This is a genomic window from Pseudomonas sp. SDT291_1_S447, assembly GCF_054070155.1.
In genome coordinates this window covers 116602-133058 of sequence record NZ_JBSVXS010000001.1, presented here as the reverse complement: position 1 = coordinate 133058, position 16457 = coordinate 116602, and the positions used below count along the sequence as shown (strand labels likewise).

The following is a 16457-nucleotide window of genomic DNA, read 5'->3' as shown; positions in this document are numbered from 1 at the left end:
CACCTCATTGAGTTCAGGAAAGTGCTGCCAAGGCTACGGCCCTGGGGCGATCCACAGAATCCACGCGGCGGGCAATGCACTGATGCGTCCTGCGCAACGGCGCAGGCGTTGCTTCTCGCGCAACGCGCTGTTGCGTGCGCCGCTGATTCTCCCGCGCAGACGGTTTCTCTACGCTTTGGCCCCTGGCGCCGTCGTCCCCATCGGCGCCCTTCCCCGGCTGTTACAAGGAGCGTTGTCATGACCCGTATCCGATCCGTTCTGCCATTGCCTGCCGCGTTTTTCTCAGTCCCATGAACAGCTCATTTCTGAAGTCCAGAACGCTATGGATCAGCGTGGCCGTCGTCGCCGTGCTCGGCCTGACCGGCGCCATATGGCTGATGTGGCGCCCGGCAATTACACCGATCGAGCGCCCGACAATGTTCGATACTGCGCAGTTGCAACGCGGTGCGCGGGTGGTCGAGGCCGGCGATTGTGCGGTGTGCCATACCCGCCCCGGCGGTGAATATCTGGCCGGCGGACTGCCGCTGGTAACGCCGTTCGGCACGCTGTACAGCACCAACATCACCCCGGATGTAGAGACCGGTATCGGCCAATGGTCACTGCCGGCCTTCGAGCGGGCGATGCGTCAGGGCATTGCTCGCGATGGTCACTTGCTCTATCCGGCGTTCCCCTACGTGCACTACCGGCGCATGAGCGCAGCAGACATCGCCGACGCTTATGCCTACTTGATGAGCGGCCCCGCCGTGCACGCGCCGGCCGAGCAGAACCAGATGAATTTTCCGATGAACATTCGCCCGCTGGTGTCGTTCTGGAACCTGCTGTTCCTGCACGGTGAGCCACTGACGCCGCTGGCGGGACGTACCGAGGCATGGAATCGCGGGCGTTATCTGGTCGACGGCCCGGGGCACTGCGCCGGCTGCCATTCGCCGCTGAACCTGATCGGCGCGGAAAAATCCTCGGAGTATTTGCAGGGCGGCATCGTCGATGGCTGGCAAGCGCCCGCGCTGGTCGGCATGGGCCAGCGCGGCAACCCGTGGCGTCGTGAGCAACTGGTGGGCTATCTGCGCGCCGAGATCGTCGATGGCCACGGCACACCAGCCGGGCCGATGCGTCCGGTCAGCTTGAGTCTGGCCCGCTTGCCCGCCAGTGAAGCCGAGGCGATTGCCGAATACCTGCTCAGTCTGGAAAACCCGCGTTCGCTGACAGGGACGACGCCGAAGACGCCTGCCAGTGAAGCGGCAGACCACTCGACCGGCGCCCTGCTCTTCAGCAGCGCCTGCGCCGGTTGCCATGGCCCGGCGGCACCGATGCGCACCCTCGATGGTCGCCCGGGCCTGCAAAATACCTCGGCACTGCAAGCGGCCAGTTCGCGCAACTTCCTCAAAACCGTACTTGAAGGCTTGCCCGCCACACCCGGATCGCCCGGCCCGCTGATGCCTGCGTTCGCCGCCAGCCTCGACAACGCGAAACTCGGCGCACTGGCCGCGTATCTGCGTCAGCAAGCCAGCCCCGATCAGCCGTGGACCGACCTCTCTTCCACTATTGAAGCGTTACGTCAGGAGACGAAATGAGCCAGATCACCCTCAACGTCAACGTCAACGGAGCCGCGCAACCGCTTGAGCTGGAGCCGGACATGCCGCTGCTGTATGCGCTGCGCAATCACTTGAACCTCAACGGTGCCAAATACGGCTGCGGTCTCGGGCAATGCGGTGCCTGCACGGTGATCGTCGATGATCAACCGGTGTTCGCCTGCCTGACACCCTGCGCCGGCCTCGAAGGCAAAAAAATCCGCACCGTGGAAAGCCTCGGCAGCGCGGAAAAACCTGGCCCTCTGCAAGCGGCGTTCATCGAGAAACAGGCCGCGCAATGCGGCTACTGCATTGCCGGCATGCTGATGCGCGCGCAGGCGTTGCTTGAGCACAATCGACACCCGGATGAGGCAACCATTCGCGAGCACATGGCCGGCAATCTGTGCCGCTGCGGTACGCACTTGCGGATCATCGAGGCGATCAAACAGGTGGCCGGGGACAATGGGAGCCTGACATGAGTGAGTCGAATGAATTGAACCCGAGCCGACGCGCGTTCTTGCGCGGTGGCGCGTTGCTGGTGGCATTCACCCTACTGCCGGTGGCGCGACGTGTGTTGGCGGATACCGAAGTCGATACGCTCGGCACCGTGGTTCTCGCGCCCGACCTCCCCGGAAGCCTGCGCACCAACCCGTTTCTCGACGCCTGGATCCGCATCGGCGCCGATGGCATTACCGTTTACACCGGCAAGGTCGAACTGGGTACCGGGGTGAAAACCGCGTTGCTGCAAATCGCCGCCGAGCGTTTGCAGGTGCCGGCCACCTCCATCAACTTGCTCACCGCCGACACCGCGCTAACACCCAACGAAGGCTACACCGCCGGCAGCCACAGCATTTTCGACAGCGGTACCGCGTTGTATAACGCCGCCGCGCAGGTGCGCGAAATGCTCGTCAATGCCGCCGCGCGTAGTTGGCAGGTTGATGAGGCGCTGCTGAGCACCCGCGACGGTGTGATCGAAGGCCCGGCTGGTCAGCGGATGAGTTACGCCGACGCGGTCAAACATGTCGATGTGCATCAATATGCCAAGGCTCAATCACCGGCGATGGCCGCCGCTGATTTCAAACTGATCGGCCATTCGTTGCCGCGCCTCGACATCCCGGCGAAGGTCAGCGGTGGCGCGGCATTCGTCCAGGACATGCGCCTGCCGGGTATGTTGCATGCGCGGGTGATCCGCCCGCCTCGTCCGGGCTGCACGTTGCAAGCATTCGATGCGGCGTCCATCGAAACGCTAGCTGGCGTGGTCAAGGTGATCCGCGACGGCAACTACCTGGCGGTGGTCGCCGGTGATGAGTGGCAAGCGATCAAAGCCATGCGCCGTGCCAGCGAAGTCGCGCAGTGGAGCAGCGGCGAGGCGATTCCTGATTCGGCGCAGATTCATGACCTGCTCAAACGCCTGCCCTCACGGCGCTATCCGATCAGCAACAGCGGCACGCCGAGCGGCGCGGCTGACACGCGTTTTCAGGCGCGGGTCACCAAGCAGTATTTGATGCATGGCTCGATCGGCCCGTCTTGCGCGGTGGCCTGGTTCAAGGACGGCACGCTCATGGTCTGGACCCACACCCAAGGTGTTTTCCCGCTGCGCGCCGGCATTGCCGAAATGCTCGGTCTACCAACTGAGCGGGTGCGCTGTATTCATACCGAAGGCTCAGGATGTTACGGACACAACGGCGCCGATGATGCCGCCGCCGATGCGGCATTGATCGCGCTGCGCGTGCCCGGTACGCCGGTGCGCGTGCAATGGATGCGCGAACAGGAAAATCTTTGGGAGCCATACAGCTCGGCGATGGTCACGGAAGTTGACGCTGGTCTCAGCCACGGCCGTTTGCAGGATTGGGCCTACGAACTCTGGACCACGCCGCACAACGAACGCATCGTCAACGCCGGGCGTCTGTTGCCGGCACGCTTGCTCGCGCGGCCCTTCGCCTCGGCGCCCTCCGTGCCGATCGCCCAGCCCGAAGGCGATGGTGATCGCAACGCGGTGCCGCTGTACGAGTTGAACTCAACGCGCATCAACATGACCTTCGTCACCGAAATGCCCTTTCGTACCTCGGCCATGCGTTCGCTGGGTGCGCACATCAACATCTTCGCCATCGAGGCGAGTATCGACGAGCTGGCGATCCGGGCCGGCATCGACGCGGTCGCCTTGCGTCTGGACCATCTCAGCGACCCGCGTGCTCGCGCGGTCGTAGAGCGTGTGCGTGATGAGATCGGTTGGCCGCAAAAAAGCAACGAGCCCGGCGCCGGTATCGGTTTCGCCTTTGCCCGCTACAAAAACATCATGGGTTACTGCGCCATCGCGGTGAAACTTCGCGTGCATCCGCAGACCGGCGAGATCCGCATCGATCACGTGGTGACGGCGGTGGATGTCGGCCAGATCGTCAGCCCCGACGGCCTGCGCAATCAGGTCGAGGGCGGCATCGTGCAATCCGCGAGCTGGACCCTGTACGAAAAAGTCGCCTACGACGCCGGGGGCATTCGCAGTTACGACTGGAGCGGTTATCCGATTCTGCGTTTCACACAACTGCCGAAAAAAGTCGATGTGCATTTGCTCGACCAACCGGGAGAACCCTTCCTCGGTGCCGCTGAAATCGTCCAGGGGCCGATGGCCGCAGCGCTTGGCAACGCCGTCGCCAACGCCACCGGCCGGCGCTGGCTGAACCTGCCACTCACACGCTCAAACCAGCCCGCCTGAGCCACGCCCGTGTTCATCGCTGATGAGCACGGGCGCCGTTGCGTTGCGCGCAAAACAGCGTAGCGCCGGTCACCGATTATCAGCCCCGCTGAGCGCGGTTAAGTTAGCGGCACTGGTTCGCGGCCCCGCTGCCGCGCTTGAATTCCTTTTATTGAAATCTGGAGCTACCCATGACCCGTCGTCTGTTCCAACCCCTTGCACTCGGCCCTTACACCCTCGCCCATCGCGTGGCGATGGCGCCGTTGACGCGTTCACGCGCCGGCCAACCGGGCGACGTGCCGACACCGATGAACGCCGAGTACTACCGCCAGCGGGCCAGTGCCGCGCTGATCATCACCGAAGCCACGCAAATCTCCCGGCAGGCTCAGGGTTACGCCTGGACGCCGGGCATCTACAGTCCTGAGCAAGTTGAGGCGTGGCGTGACGTCAGCGCCGCGGTGCATGAAGCCGGCGGCCTGATCTTCATGCAGCTGTGGCACGTCGGTCGGGTGTCCCACCCCAGCTTTCAACCTGATGCCGGCCTGCCCGTTGCGCCCAGCGCGCTGCCGGTGCCGGGCAAGACGTTTATCGTCGACGAAAACGGTAACGGTGTCTGGGGTGATGTGCCGGTGCCGCGCGCGCTGGAAACGGCGGAAATCGCCGGTATCGTCGAGGACTATCGCGTGGCCGCGCGCAACGCGCTGAAAGCGGGCATGGACGGTGTGGAAATCCATGCCGGCAACGGTTACCTGCTCGACCAGTTTCTTAACAGCAACAGCAATCAGCGTGACGATGCCTACGGCGGCAGCGTGGAGAATCGCGCGCGGTTTCTGCTGGAAGTGGTTGCGGCCGTGGCTGAAGAAGTCGGTGCCGAGCGGGTCGGCGTAAGACTGACGCCGATGGGGCGTTTCATGGGCATGGGTGACGACACTCCGGAGGCGACCTTCGGCCACCTCGTCGAAGCGCTCAACCAATGGAATCTGGCCTACCTGCACCTGGTCGAGCCGGCGATGGTCGGCACAGTCAAAGATGAAAATTTCGACCCGCGCTGGGACGCGATCATTGCCCAGTTGCGCAAAACGTGGAACGGCGTGCTGATTCTGGCGGGCGGCTACGATGCGCAATCTGCCGAACAGGCGCTGATTGCCGATCGTGCCGACATCATCGCGTTTGGCCGGCCGTTCCTGGCCAACCCTGACTTGCCGCGTCGGCTGCACGATGGCCTGGCGCTCAACGCGCCGGATCCGAGCAGCTTTTTCGGTGGGGATCAGCGTGGGTACATCGATTATCCATTTCATGCCTGAACAAATGCAGACCTATGGGAGGGGCGGACTCGCCCCTTTTTTATTAGGTCATACGATCTCTGTGCCTAATCAAAGGTGTGGGAAATCCACCGTAACGTCAAAAATATGCGTAGCTGTGCGCTTTCAGGTCTATTGCCCGACGTCGACGAATGCGATAAAACGGTTTAGTTGTACGACAACTAATAAAAACCAAGTCGTTCGAACGGCTAACAATCCTGAGATCTGCCATGCCTCGCCCTACCGCTACGCAAACCGTACCGTCGCCCTACCCCCGTTATCTGGCGGTGATCATTCTGTTGTGCATGGGCTGTGCGTTTGCCGGCAATCATGTGGCGGCGCGAGTCGCCTTTGATGATGGTGCGGGTGTGCTGCTGGCGATTTTGATGCGCTCCGGCGGGACCTTGCTGGTGCTCGCCATCCTGGTGCTGTGGCAAAGACAAAGCCCGCGCTTGCCGGCGGGGGCGTGGCGCTGGCAACTGTTGCTGGGGTTGCTGATCACTGCGCAGAGTCTGTGCCTTTACTCTGCTGTCGCACGGGTGCCGGTGGCGCTGGCCCTGCTGGTGGCGAACGTGTTCCCTATTCTGCTGGCATTGCTCACCTGGGCGCTGGGTGGCCCGCGACCGAGCGCACGCACCGCGATATTGATGGGTTTGATTCTACTGGGTCTGGTGTTTGTGCTGGATGTCCCCGGGCGTCTCTCGACCACGACAGACGTCAGTGCGCAATGGCTGACCGGCGTCGCGCTCGCATTCTGCGCCGCCAGCGTGTTCGCCTGCGCGCTGTGGATCACCGATCACAAGCTATCTCAGGTACGCGGCTCGGTACGCAGTCTGCTGACCATTTTCATCGTGTTCAGCAGCGTCAATCTGGCAGGACTGACGGGCGCCCTCCCAGGCGGACTGAACCTGCCCGCCACCTCGACCGGATGGCTGGCCCTCGCCACTTTGGTGGTGCTGTACGGCACAGGTTTTATCGTCCTGTTCATTTCGGTACCTCGCCTCGACATGCCGCGCAATGCGCCGGTCATGAACATCGAGCCATTGGCAACGCTGCTGATGGGCTGGATTGTGCTGGACCAGATGCTCAGTAAAGGACAGATTCTCGGCGGGGTGATTGTGGTCACGGGCATCGTTTTGCTGACTTATCGTAAATCAGTGGTCAAGGCTGAGGTTAAAGCCAGTGCGTGAGGGGTTCTCGCCATTGGTCAGGTTCACGATTAACCCAAAGCAGTATCGAGGAACATCATCACTCCGAAGCCGAGCATCAGTCCCAAGGTCGCCGGGGTCTCATGACCGTTGCGATGAGTCTCGGGAATGACCTCATGGGATACCACAAAAATCATCGCCCCGGCGGCCAGACCGAGTGCAATGGGATATCCCAATGCAAAGCTGCTGGAAATACCCAGTCCGACAATGGCGCCAATCGGTTCCATCAACCCCGAACCCACCGCAATCAGTGCTGCGCGCAGTGCGGAGATACCGGTTACGCGTAATGCCAGGGCGACTGCCAGACCTTCGGGAATGTCTTGAATGGCGATGGCAGTGGTCAGCGGCAGTCCGACCTTCATGTCGCCGTTGGCGAAGCTCACGCCAATGGCCATGCCTTCCGGCAGGTTATGCAGTGTGATTGCCAGCACGAACAACCAGACACGATTGATGCGCTGCGCGTCCGGCCCCCGGCGGCCGCTTTTCTCGTGTTCGTGAGGCACGAAACGATCAAGACCGACCATCAGCGCTACGCCCAATCCCAAACCTGCGACGACGACGCAGGCTGCGAGCAGTTGGTTATCGCAAAGCGCCTGAGCCGCTTCTATGCCCGGCAGAATCAGCGAAAACGAACTGGCGGCCAGCATCATCCCGGCGGCAAAGCCGAGCATGATGTCTTGGGTTCGGGCTGCGATGTCTCGCAACGCGATCGCTACGACAGCACCGATTGCTGTCGCAGCGAAGCCAGTCATGCCGCCGATAAAAGCGAAGTGCAGATTTTGTTTGTTGGCCCCGACAAAGGCGCCATACCCGCTTATCAGCAGGAAGATTGTCACGACGATCAGAATTGACCAGAAGACCCGCCCGCCCCATCCAGACGCTGAGAAACGAGCGAACCAGGAGCGAGTTGGTGCGCCTGATGAGGACAACGGCTCGGGCATGGAAACCTCCTGTTTTGTTGATTCGATCTTTTCAGCGGACCCGGATAACGACCGTACATGACCTCAATGGTAATCGTCTCCAGCGACTGCGCGCAGGTACGCGTCGTCTGCTTCTCTTCGCAGGTCGCGCCACTCGTCCCAACTGAGCATGCCCAAGCGGTCCATTTCATCCGACTGGCGCAGCAGTTCATCGTGATAGGCGTCTGGGCAGTCCCTTCGCAGTTCAAGGTTTTCCAGTCCACGTTGCCAGGCCGCCAACGCGAGTAATCTGGTTTCTTGTGCGAATGTCAGTTGATTCTTGAACGCGTTCATTTCGCCCACCCCGAACATTTCCCGGTTGAGCCACCGATGTCGAGTTAGGTTCAAAATGTCTGCAGAAAAGCGGATGACTGAAAGCTTTCTGCTGACGTGGCCACTAACCAGTCCAGCTCATGGATGGGGGTTACGGTATGTGGCAATCGCCCCGCCACTCAATTCAGTGGTCGGGGCGATGCGATTTGTTGCGTCAAGGCGCTATCAGGAAGCATCAATCCAGATGGTTTTGATTTCAGTGTATTGATCGTGCGCCCAGATCGACTTGTCGCGCCCGCCGAACCCCGACTCCTTGTAGCCGCCGAATGGCGTAGAGGCATCGCCTTCACCGAAGCAGTTCACCGTGACAATCCCCGCGCGAATCCCGCGTGAGAGTTTCAGGGCATGGCGCAGGTTGCCGGTGTAAGCCGATGCCGCCAGGCCGTAGGCCGTGTCGTTGGCCAGCACAATGGCTTCGTCAACGCTCTGGAACGTGGTGACGCTTAGCACCGGGCCGAAGATTTCTTCCTGGAACAGACGGCTATCGCGGCTCACGCCGTCAACGATAGTGGGTTCGACGAAGATATCCTCGCGGGTTCTGCCGCCCACCAGCACGCGCAAATTTTCGTCGCGGGCCACATCAAGGTAGGAGCGCACCTTGTCGAAATGCGCTTTGCTGATCATCGAACCCAGGCGGTTTTCCGGATCCAGTGGATCGCCCATTTTCCAGTCGCCCAGATGCACCTGCACACGCTGCAGCAGTTCATCTTTGACGTCGGCGTGGACGATCAGGCGCGAAGAGGCCGAGCAGTTTTCACCCATATTCCAGAACGCGCCGTTCACCACATGCTGGGCAACGAGGTCGATGTCTTCGACATCATTCATCACCACGGCCGGGTTCTTGCCGCCACATTCCAGCACGATGCGTTTGAGGTTCGATTCGCTGGAGTATTTGAGAAACAGCCGGCCGGTATCGGTTGAACCAGTGAAGCTGACCATGGCCACATCCGGATGACGACCCAACGGCTCACCGGCCTCCTTCCCTCCCCCGGGCACAACGTTGAAGACACCGGCGGGAATCCCCGCCTGATGCGCCAGTTCGGCGACGCGCAAGGTGCTTAAGGTGGTTTCCTTGGCCGGTTTGACCACGATCGAACAGCCCGCGGCCAGCGACGGGCCGATTTTCCAGGCGAGCATCAGCAGCGGGAAGTTCCAGGGCAACACCAGGCCGACGACGCCAATCGGTTCACGCACAACCATGGTCACCGCACCCGAGCCGACCGGCGCCGTAGCGTCGTAGATCTTGTCGATCAGCTCGGCATGCCAACGTAACGTATGAATCGTCTCTGGCACATCGATGTTCTGGCATTCACGGATCGGCTTGCCACTGTCCAGGCTTTCCAGCACCGCCAGTTCATGGGCGTTGTCTTCCAGCAATTGGGCGAAGCGCAGCAATACCGATTTGCGTGCGGACGGCGCCAGTGAATGCCAGCGTGCGTCGTCGAAGGCTTCCTTCCCAGCGGCGACGGCAGCATCGACGTCGTCGGCATTGCACGCGGCGATCTCGGTCAATACCTGTTCGGTGGCCGGGTTGGTCGTGGTGAATGTCTTGCCCGATCTGGAGGCGCAGAACTGGCCGTTGATGAACGCTTGGTTGCGAAATTCGAGTTTTGCAGCCAGTTCGAAGTATTGCTCTTTACTCAGCAGGTCTGCCATTTCAAGCCTCCTCGACGATACGCGCGACGTTTTTCTGCAGGGTTTTGATCACGCTTTCCAACGCTTGCTTCTCGGCAGGCTCCAGCGGTTGCAGTGGCGCCCGGACCCCGCCAGCGCGCAGGCCGCTGAGTTCGCTGCCGTGTTTGATTGACTGCACGAACTTGCCGCTCTCGAGGAAATCCATCAACGGCAGCATCGCCGACATGATCCGCCGACCTTTATCGAAGTTCTTTTCGAGCACGCAGGCTTCGTAAAGCGCGATGTGTTCACGCGGGATGAAGTTCGAGCCGGCGCAGACCCAGCTGCGCGCCCCCCAGGCGAAGAACTCCAGCGCCTGATCATCCCAGCCACAGGACAGCTGGATCGACGGATGGGAGTGAGCCAGACGGTGCAGGCGACTCATCTCGCCCGAACTTTCCTTGATCGCGGCGATGTTCTTGCAGCCAGCGATGGCTTCGAAAAATTCGTCGCCCATCGCCACGCCCATTCGCGACGGATAGTTGTACAGCATGATCGGCAGCCCGGCCGCCTTGTCCACGGCGAGTACATGGGCGGCAATTTCCTTTTGCGTCGGCAAGGCATACGGTGGCGAACCGACCAGGATGGCATCCGCGTCCAGTGACTTGGCTTTTTCGGCGAAGTACACCGAGTCTTCGGTACGAATGCCGCCGGTGCCGATGACCAGCGGCAAGCGCCCACGAATTACATCCTTGGCACGCTCGGCCACGGCCACCCGCTCCTCGGCGGTGTGTGCGTAATACTCGCCGGTGGAGCCGCCAATAACGATGCCGTGAACCTTGGACTCGATCAGGTATTCGAGCACCTCGGAGAACGCTGAATAGTCGATCTGGCCATCAGCGGACAACGGGGTAATGGCAGGGGTAAAAATTCCGTCAAAGTTCATAGCGTTTTCTCCAGTGGTTCAATGTTCGATCCGTGCGCCCGACGGCATGCCGGGCACATCGTGGCTATTTGCGGCGCAAGCCTTCAGGACGGCAGCAGAGCGACGCGGCTTCAGCGACCGGTCAACGCAGACTCAGCTTTCTCTCCCGGCGCGGTACTGCCCCCACTTGAGGTTCATGTTCACCCCAAGTGAAAGGAACGGTTCGGGCGGGTTGCTGTTGGGCCCTGGCGCCTGCAACAGGAAATCAATCAGTGGGTCACGCTGTCCTGCCAGCCAGTCCGCGAGCAACTTGCCGGTGACGGTTCCGCGCGTGACACCCAGACCGTTGCAGCCCAGCGCGCCGTAAACGTTGGGCGCCAGTTCGCCGAAAAAGCCGTTGTGGTTGCGCGACATGGCCAAGGCGCCGCCCCAGGTGTAGTCGAACGTCACGTCCGGCAACATCGGGAAACGCTGATCGAATGAAGCCTTGTGCCGACGCACGAAACGCTCGTTGTATTTGCTGTTGCTGCGGCCATCCGGGTTGAAGGTGAAACTGTTGCGGATCAGCAGGCGGTTATCCGGGGTGCGGCGCACCGTGGTGCCGAACGGATCGGCTGGAATGGCACCCCAGAACGGTTTGCCACCGAGGCGCGCCTGTTCCTCTTCGGTCAGCGGTCGCGTGATGCTGGCGTAGGTGTAGATCGGCAACATCCGCCCTTGCAGGAAACCGAAACGCATGCCGAACGAGTTGTTCGCCAGAATCAGCTTGTCGGCGGTGATGCTGCCGTGGGCATGTTTGAGGAGTGTCTTGGTACCGTATTCCACTTCCAGAATCGGGGTGCGCTCATACAGCGTGACGTTCGATGGCAGATGCTCGGCGAGGCCTTTCACCAGTCCGGACGGTTGCAATAACACTGCACCCGGCGTGAACAACGCCTTGCGGTAAAACCGCGTGCCCAAATGTTCGGGCAGCTCATCGGCATCAATCATTTGAAAAGGCTGATCGAGCTTTTCCAGGCCCCGGCGATAGGCATCGAGTACGGCGATACCGCGGTTCTCTACCGCTGCCTGATATTTGCCGCAGGCTTTCATCTGGCATTCGATGCGGTATTGATTGACCAGCTCGCGAAGTATCGATTGGCCGGCCAGATTGAGTTTCAAACTGGTGCGTGCCAGTGCGATGTCACCGATGTAATCCTCAGCGCCAATATCATGGGGAAGATCAATGGCAAAACCGGCATTACGCCCCGACGGGCCCAGTCCGACTTCCTGCGCTTCGATAAGCACCACTTCATCGTCGGGAAAATTCAACGCCAGTTGCCGCGCGCACGCCAGTCCCGTGAAGCCGGCACCGATGATCACCCAGCGGGCTGAACGGTGCCCGCGGTGAGCCGGCTCGGGACTGCGTGGCTTGCTCAAATGAAACCAGCCACAACTATCATCATCGGCGGGTAATGAACTGACTTTCATAGTGTTAAACCGTTAATCGTTGAAGTTGCAAAACGCACGCGGCACAAAGCAAACGCACGCAGTGGCGTTGATCCGGAAACTTGCAAAACTGGCACTTGCGCAAACAGTGACGATTGACTGTTTGTTTTAAAAACCGGCCGCCACGGCATAACGGCCGCTACTGGCATAGTCGTTGGCGTAGTAGTAATCCCTGAAGGTCATGGGCGGTAAGCCGAACAGGTCCTTGAAGCGTTTATAGAAGTGCGGATAGCTGACAAACCCGGTTGCCAGTGCCACATCCGTCAACGAGCGATCACTTTGCACAATCAATTGTCGGGCCCGAGTCAAACGCAGTTCCAGGTAGTAACGATTCGGTGCCGCATTCAGATAGCGGGCAAACCTTCTTTCCAGTTGCCGGCGTGACACGCCGACCTGGCTGGCGATTGCGTCAATTTCCAACGGTTCCTCAATGTTTTTTTCCATCAAGTCGAGCGCGATGTTCAAAGGCTTGGGAATCGCTGAACAGCGCAGACTGTCGGCAGTCTTCGGTTGAAGATGTCCAGACTGGTGAACCCTTTTTATTTCATCAACCAATGGCGCATCGTTGTGCGCACCCAGTTCCTGCATGATCGCCAAGGTCATATCCAGCGCTGAATGAGCGTTGGCGCAAGTGGCCCGGCGCTGTGTGCAAATAAACTCGCGAGTCGATACCTTCAACTGCGGGAAATATTCATGGAGCAGACCGCAGCTGTCGCTGTGACAAGCAAAGTCTCCAGTCTCGAGCAAACCGGCATCGGCCAGATAAAACGCGGCATTCCAGCAACCGGCAACGATCCCTTTTCCCGCTGACTTCTTCAGTACTCGGCGCAGCACTGGCTGCGTGGCAAGCCTCACACGCTGGCCTCCGACGACAATCACTGCATCATGGCTGAAGCCTTCCGCCACCAGCCTTTGCGAGGCCAGCGACACGCCGATATCACTTTCAACCAGCCCGCCCTGCAGTGAGTAGGTCGACACCTTGTAAATCGTTTCGCCATTGATCAGGTTTCCAGTGGCCAGGGCATCCATCGCCGTTGAAAGGGTCGTCAACGAAAAATGATCGAGCAGGATAAACGCCACCCGCACCACACGTTCATGGCCCGACATCACGGTGGATGGGCGAAAGCCGATGTTCTGTTGTTTCAACGGACTCTGGAACGTTTCCATCTTGCGTCACCCGCTCACCTTCACTTGAAACGACAACCTTGTGGCTTGGCGACTGGCACCGCCCGCCGCCAAACCGTGGTCGAACCGATTACTTCGCTGCCGCCCGGGCGTCACTCAACCAGCCGTCATAGGCTTGCTGGTTGGCCTTGATCCATTCCGCGGCATGACGCTTGATGTCGGCCAACGACTTCTCACCGTTTTGCATGCGCAGGTTTTGCGCACTTTCAGCGGCCGTCGGGATGCTGACTTCAGAGAGGAATTTGCGCGCCACCGGGTTCTTCTCGGCGAACTCTTTGCTCATGACGGCATTGATCGTGTCCACCGGGAAACCGAGGTTCTTGCCATCATGGAAGGTGTCCTTGCTTTCCTTGCCATCCGGCAGCGAGGTGAAAGGCACCGGCAACCAGACCACGTCACGCCCTTCTACCAGAACACTGGCGATCCACTGCGGAACCCAGGTGAAGAACAGCACGGGTTTGCCTTGCTGGAAACGTGCAATGGTGTCTGCCATCAACGCGAAGTACGAACCGCGGTTGTCGACCACGGTTGGGCCCAAGCCATAGGCTTTCATGTGGTGTTCGACCATGATCTCGCAGCCCCAACCCGGGTTGCAGCCTGTCAGGTCAGCCTTGCCGTCACCGTTGCTGTCAAAGAGTTTGGCTATTTCGGGTTTCTTCAAGTCCGACAGATCCTTGATCTGATAAGCCTCGGCCGTCTTCTTGTCGATCATGTAGCCCTGCAGCACGCCCTTCATGATTTGCCCGACCTTGACCATCACGTCATCGCCGCCGGCCTTCTCATAAAACGCTTGGTGCAGGTGTTCCCATTCATGCACGGTGAAGTCCGCATCGCCGTAAGACAGTGCGAGAAACATCGCCGGGTAGTCGACTTCTTTTGGCTGTTTGACGTCGTAGCCCAGTTCCTTGAGGCCGGCGATCACCACTTCACCACGGAAGCGCTCTTCGGCGATGGTCGGGAAGATCGGCGTAATCGAAACACCGGCACCGGGTTTGTTGGCGTCGGCCGCGTAGACCGCCGAGCACAACATGGTGCCAAACACTGAAGCCACGAGGCTCGCAACCACGCTTTTCTTGAGATTTGTCAGTTTCATGTTTCACCACGCTTGGAATTTTTAATGGAGTGAGCAGGCCAACTCAATTCGTCACTGGACGTGCAACGTTCTTCTTTTTCTTCAGTTTCATGACCAGCCCCACAGGGCCGCTTTCATACCAGCGCTGACCGGAGGCCAGATCGCTGCTGCGCTCACCCATTGCCTGGGTCAGTCGGTCAAGGAATACCGCGAGCAGCACCAGCCCCGCGCCGCCGACGCTGGCCAGGCCCATGTCGAGGCGGCCGATGCCGCTCAGCACCATCAAACCCAGACCGCCCACCGAAATCATCGAGGCGACGACCACCATCGACAGCGACAGCATCAGTGTCTGGTTGAGGCCGGCCATCATCGTTGGCGCCGCCAACGGCAACTGCACCTTCATCAGCATTTGCGTGGCCGTGCAGCCGAACGCTCGGGCGGCTTCGACCTTGTCCGCAGGGACTTGGCGAATACCAAGGTTGGTCAGCCGCACCAGCGGCGCGACGGAAAAGATGATGGTGACGATCACACCGGGTACGTTGCCGATGCCAAAGAGCATCACCACCGGCACCAGATAGACGAACGCCGGCAGTGTCTGCATGGCATCCAGCACCGGACGGATGATCATTTCCGTGCGATCACTGCGTGCACACAGGATGCCCAGCGGTATGCCGATCACTGCGCAGAACAACAGCGATGTCAGTACCAGGGCCAGCGTGACCATCGCATCGCTCCACACACCGATCAGTCCAAGCCCGGTGAGCGTTGCAACACTGAAGATGGCAATGCGTTTGCCGCCAATCTGCCAACTGATCAGTCCGGCGATGATGATGAACACCGTGGGCGGAACCGACAGCAGTCCCCACTGCACACCGTCGAGTACTTGATCGACCGGCCAACGGATCGAGCGAAACACTTCCCTGAAGTTATGCACCAGGTATTTAAGGGCGGTTTCCACCCAGGATCCCAAAGGAATATTGAGACTTTGAAAGGGATCTAAAAAGTTGAAGTCTGACATAATGCTACCTCGCACTCAGAAACGGCATATCAATTCTGATTATTCTCGGTTTAGCTGTTACACAGGCAGCTCAGAAGATGGCCTTGCGAAATCGAACCTTTATAAAGGCCAACTTCATCCACCACCGGCATGGGTGTTGCCGAGGCAGCAACCAAGTGAAAGATGTCGCGAAGAGACGCTTCCGCTTTAATCGGTGTTTGGCCGCCCGGTATATAAGCGATAGTTGAATCCTGTTGCGCGATATCGCCCGCTTTCAGAATGCGACTGGTGTCGAAGCCATTAAAGAAATCGCGAACATATTTATTCACCGGGTTGCACAGAAGTTCACGCGGCGTGCCGATTTGCACCACCCGCCCGCCTTCCATGATCGCAATGCGATGCCCGATGCGAACCGCTTCTTCTATATCGTGGGAGATGAAAATGATGGTGCGATCCTGCTCGGCCTGGAGCTTGATCAACTCGCCCTGCATTTCGCTGCGAATCATCGGATCGAGTGCCGAGAACGCTTCGTCCATCAACAGAATGGCGGGATCGTTGGCCAGCGCGCGGGCCAGGCCGACACGTTGCTGCATGCCGCCGGAGAGTTGGTGAGGAAAGCTGAGTTCCTGCCCTGAAAGCCCGACCTGCTCCAGTGCGCCCATCGCGCGGCAATAGCGCTCTTTCTCGCTGACCCCGCTGATTTCCAGACCGAAGCTGACGTTGTCGATGACGCTCATGTGCGGCATCAATGCAAACGACTGGAAGACCATGCCCATGTCTTTGCGGCGAACCTGCAACAAGTCCTTGTCGCCCAGGCCGGTGATTTCCTTGCCATTGAGAAAGATCTGCCCGGAGGTCGGTTCGATCAGCCGGTTGAACAATCTGACCATGGTCGATTTGCCGGAGCCAGACAAACCCATGATCACGAAAATCTCACCACGGCGAACCGAGAAGTTGGCATCAAAAACACCAATCGCCTGACCGGTCTTTTTGAATACTTCTGCTTTTGATGCGCCTTCTTTAACCATTTTCATGGCAAGTGCTGGCTGCGTACCGAAGACTTTAAAAACATTCTTTACGCAGATGATCTCGTCGGAACTTGTCATACCTTGCCTCCT

Annotated in this window: 14 protein-coding genes; 5 read left to right on the top strand and 9 right to left on the bottom strand. The window is 59.6% G+C overall.

Going from position 1 to position 16457, the window contains the following annotated elements; translation table 11 throughout:
* Window positions 1-290: 290 nt before the first annotated feature.
* The 5 genes from ACW9IR_RS00585 (at window position 291) to ACW9IR_RS00565 (ending at window position 6748) form a co-directional block, all read left to right on the top strand.
* Window positions 291-1571, top strand: a complete 1281-nt coding sequence (locus ACW9IR_RS00585; protein ID WP_110718357.1) for a c-type cytochrome — start codon at window positions 291-293, stop codon at window positions 1569-1571.
* Window positions 1568-2047, top strand: coding sequence for a (2Fe-2S)-binding protein (locus ACW9IR_RS00580; protein ID WP_457461125.1), 480 nt, complete (start codon window positions 1568-1570; stop codon window positions 2045-2047). The genes ACW9IR_RS00585 and ACW9IR_RS00580 overlap by 4 nt, the downstream gene beginning before the upstream one ends.
* Entirely contained in the window at window positions 2044-4278 is a 2235-nt protein-coding gene (locus tag ACW9IR_RS00575) for a molybdopterin cofactor-binding domain-containing protein (RefSeq protein WP_457461123.1), read from the top strand. The genes ACW9IR_RS00580 and ACW9IR_RS00575 overlap by 4 nt, the downstream gene beginning before the upstream one ends.
* Window positions 4279-4448: 170 nt before the next feature.
* Window positions 4449-5561, top strand: a complete 1113-nt coding sequence (locus ACW9IR_RS00570; protein WP_457461121.1) for an alkene reductase — start codon at window positions 4449-4451, stop codon at window positions 5559-5561.
* 227 nt (window positions 5562-5788) lie between these two features.
* The gene (locus ACW9IR_RS00565; RefSeq protein WP_457461118.1) at window positions 5789-6748 is read left to right on the top strand and encodes an EamA family transporter; all 960 of its coding nucleotides are present in this window, start codon (window positions 5789-5791) and stop codon (window positions 6746-6748) included.
* A 29-nt stretch (window positions 6749-6777) separates the two neighbouring features.
* On the opposite strand, the gene ACW9IR_RS00560 is transcribed toward ACW9IR_RS00565, so the two are convergent.
* The 9 genes from ACW9IR_RS00560 to ACW9IR_RS00520 all read right to left on the bottom strand — a co-directional run bounded on the left by ACW9IR_RS00560 (window position 6778) and on the right by ACW9IR_RS00520 (window position 16445).
* Entirely contained in the window at window positions 6778-7707 is a 930-nt protein-coding gene (locus ACW9IR_RS00560; RefSeq protein WP_102899772.1) for a ZIP family metal transporter, read from the bottom strand.
* A 63-nt stretch (window positions 7708-7770) separates the two neighbouring features.
* A complete protein-coding gene (locus tag ACW9IR_RS00555) occupies window positions 7771-8019 on the bottom strand; it encodes a hypothetical protein (protein WP_457461116.1) in 249 nt (82 codons plus the stop codon).
* 204 nt (window positions 8020-8223) lie between these two features.
* On the bottom strand, window positions 8224-9714 hold the full coding sequence (locus tag ACW9IR_RS00550) for an aldehyde dehydrogenase (protein ID WP_457461114.1): 1491 nt from the start codon (window positions 9712-9714) through the stop codon (window positions 8224-8226).
* A gap of 1 nt (window position 9715) precedes the next feature.
* The gene (locus ACW9IR_RS00545; RefSeq protein ID WP_457461112.1) at window positions 9716-10618 is read right to left on the bottom strand and encodes a dihydrodipicolinate synthase family protein; all 903 of its coding nucleotides are present in this window, start codon (window positions 10616-10618) and stop codon (window positions 9716-9718) included.
* Between the two features lie 132 nt (window positions 10619-10750).
* The gene (locus ACW9IR_RS00540) at window positions 10751-12067 is read right to left on the bottom strand and encodes an NAD(P)/FAD-dependent oxidoreductase (protein WP_457461110.1); all 1317 of its coding nucleotides are present in this window, start codon (window positions 12065-12067) and stop codon (window positions 10751-10753) included.
* A gap of 126 nt (window positions 12068-12193) precedes the next feature.
* Complete coding sequence (locus ACW9IR_RS00535) at window positions 12194-13252, bottom strand: GlxA family transcriptional regulator (RefSeq protein ID WP_123375258.1); 1059 nt, start codon at window positions 13250-13252, stop codon at window positions 12194-12196.
* Window positions 13253-13340: 88 nt separating this feature from the next.
* Entirely contained in the window at window positions 13341-14363 is a 1023-nt protein-coding gene (proX, locus tag ACW9IR_RS00530) for a glycine betaine/L-proline ABC transporter substrate-binding protein ProX (RefSeq protein ID WP_007913212.1), read from the bottom strand.
* Between the two features lie 43 nt (window positions 14364-14406).
* Window positions 14407-15360, bottom strand: coding sequence for a glycine betaine/L-proline ABC transporter permease ProW (gene proW / locus ACW9IR_RS00525; protein WP_102899766.1), 954 nt, complete (start codon window positions 15358-15360; stop codon window positions 14407-14409).
* A gap of 50 nt (window positions 15361-15410) precedes the next feature.
* On the bottom strand, window positions 15411-16445 hold the full coding sequence (locus ACW9IR_RS00520) for a quaternary amine ABC transporter ATP-binding protein (RefSeq protein ID WP_123594599.1): 1035 nt from the start codon (window positions 16443-16445) through the stop codon (window positions 15411-15413).
* Window positions 16446-16457: the final 12 nt, after the last annotated feature.

Coding starts and splice junctions, on each gene's coding strand:
- ACW9IR_RS00585 (WP_110718357.1), top strand. CDS start 291: ATGAACAGCTCATTTCTGAAGTCCAGAACGCTATGGATCAGCGTGGCC.
- proW (WP_102899766.1), bottom strand. CDS start 15,360: ATGTCAGACTTCAACTTTTTAGATCCCTTTCAAAGTCTCAATATTCCT.
- ACW9IR_RS00565 (WP_457461118.1), top strand. CDS start 5,789: ATGCCTCGCCCTACCGCTACGCAAACCGTACCGTCGCCCTACCCCCGT.
- ACW9IR_RS00560 (WP_102899772.1), bottom strand. CDS start 7,707: ATGCCCGAGCCGTTGTCCTCATCAGGCGCACCAACTCGCTCCTGGTTC.
- ACW9IR_RS00555 (WP_457461116.1), bottom strand. CDS start 8,019: ATGAACGCGTTCAAGAATCAACTGACATTCGCACAAGAAACCAGATTA.
- ACW9IR_RS00540 (WP_457461110.1), bottom strand. CDS start 12,067: ATGAAAGTCAGTTCATTACCCGCCGATGATGATAGTTGTGGCTGGTTT.
- ACW9IR_RS00545 (WP_457461112.1), bottom strand. CDS start 10,618: ATGAACTTTGACGGAATTTTTACCCCTGCCATTACCCCGTTGTCCGCT.
- ACW9IR_RS00535 (WP_123375258.1), bottom strand. CDS start 13,252: ATGGAAACGTTCCAGAGTCCGTTGAAACAACAGAACATCGGCTTTCGC.
- ACW9IR_RS00570 (WP_457461121.1), top strand. CDS start 4,449: ATGACCCGTCGTCTGTTCCAACCCCTTGCACTCGGCCCTTACACCCTC.
- proX (WP_007913212.1), bottom strand. CDS start 14,363: ATGAAACTGACAAATCTCAAGAAAAGCGTGGTTGCGAGCCTCGTGGCT.
- ACW9IR_RS00580 (WP_457461125.1), top strand. CDS start 1,568: ATGAGCCAGATCACCCTCAACGTCAACGTCAACGGAGCCGCGCAACCG.
- ACW9IR_RS00550 (WP_457461114.1), bottom strand. CDS start 9,714: ATGGCAGACCTGCTGAGTAAAGAGCAATACTTCGAACTGGCTGCAAAA.
- ACW9IR_RS00575 (WP_457461123.1), top strand. CDS start 2,044: ATGAGTGAGTCGAATGAATTGAACCCGAGCCGACGCGCGTTCTTGCGC.
- ACW9IR_RS00520 (WP_123594599.1), bottom strand. CDS start 16,445: ATGACAAGTTCCGACGAGATCATCTGCGTAAAGAATGTTTTTAAAGTC.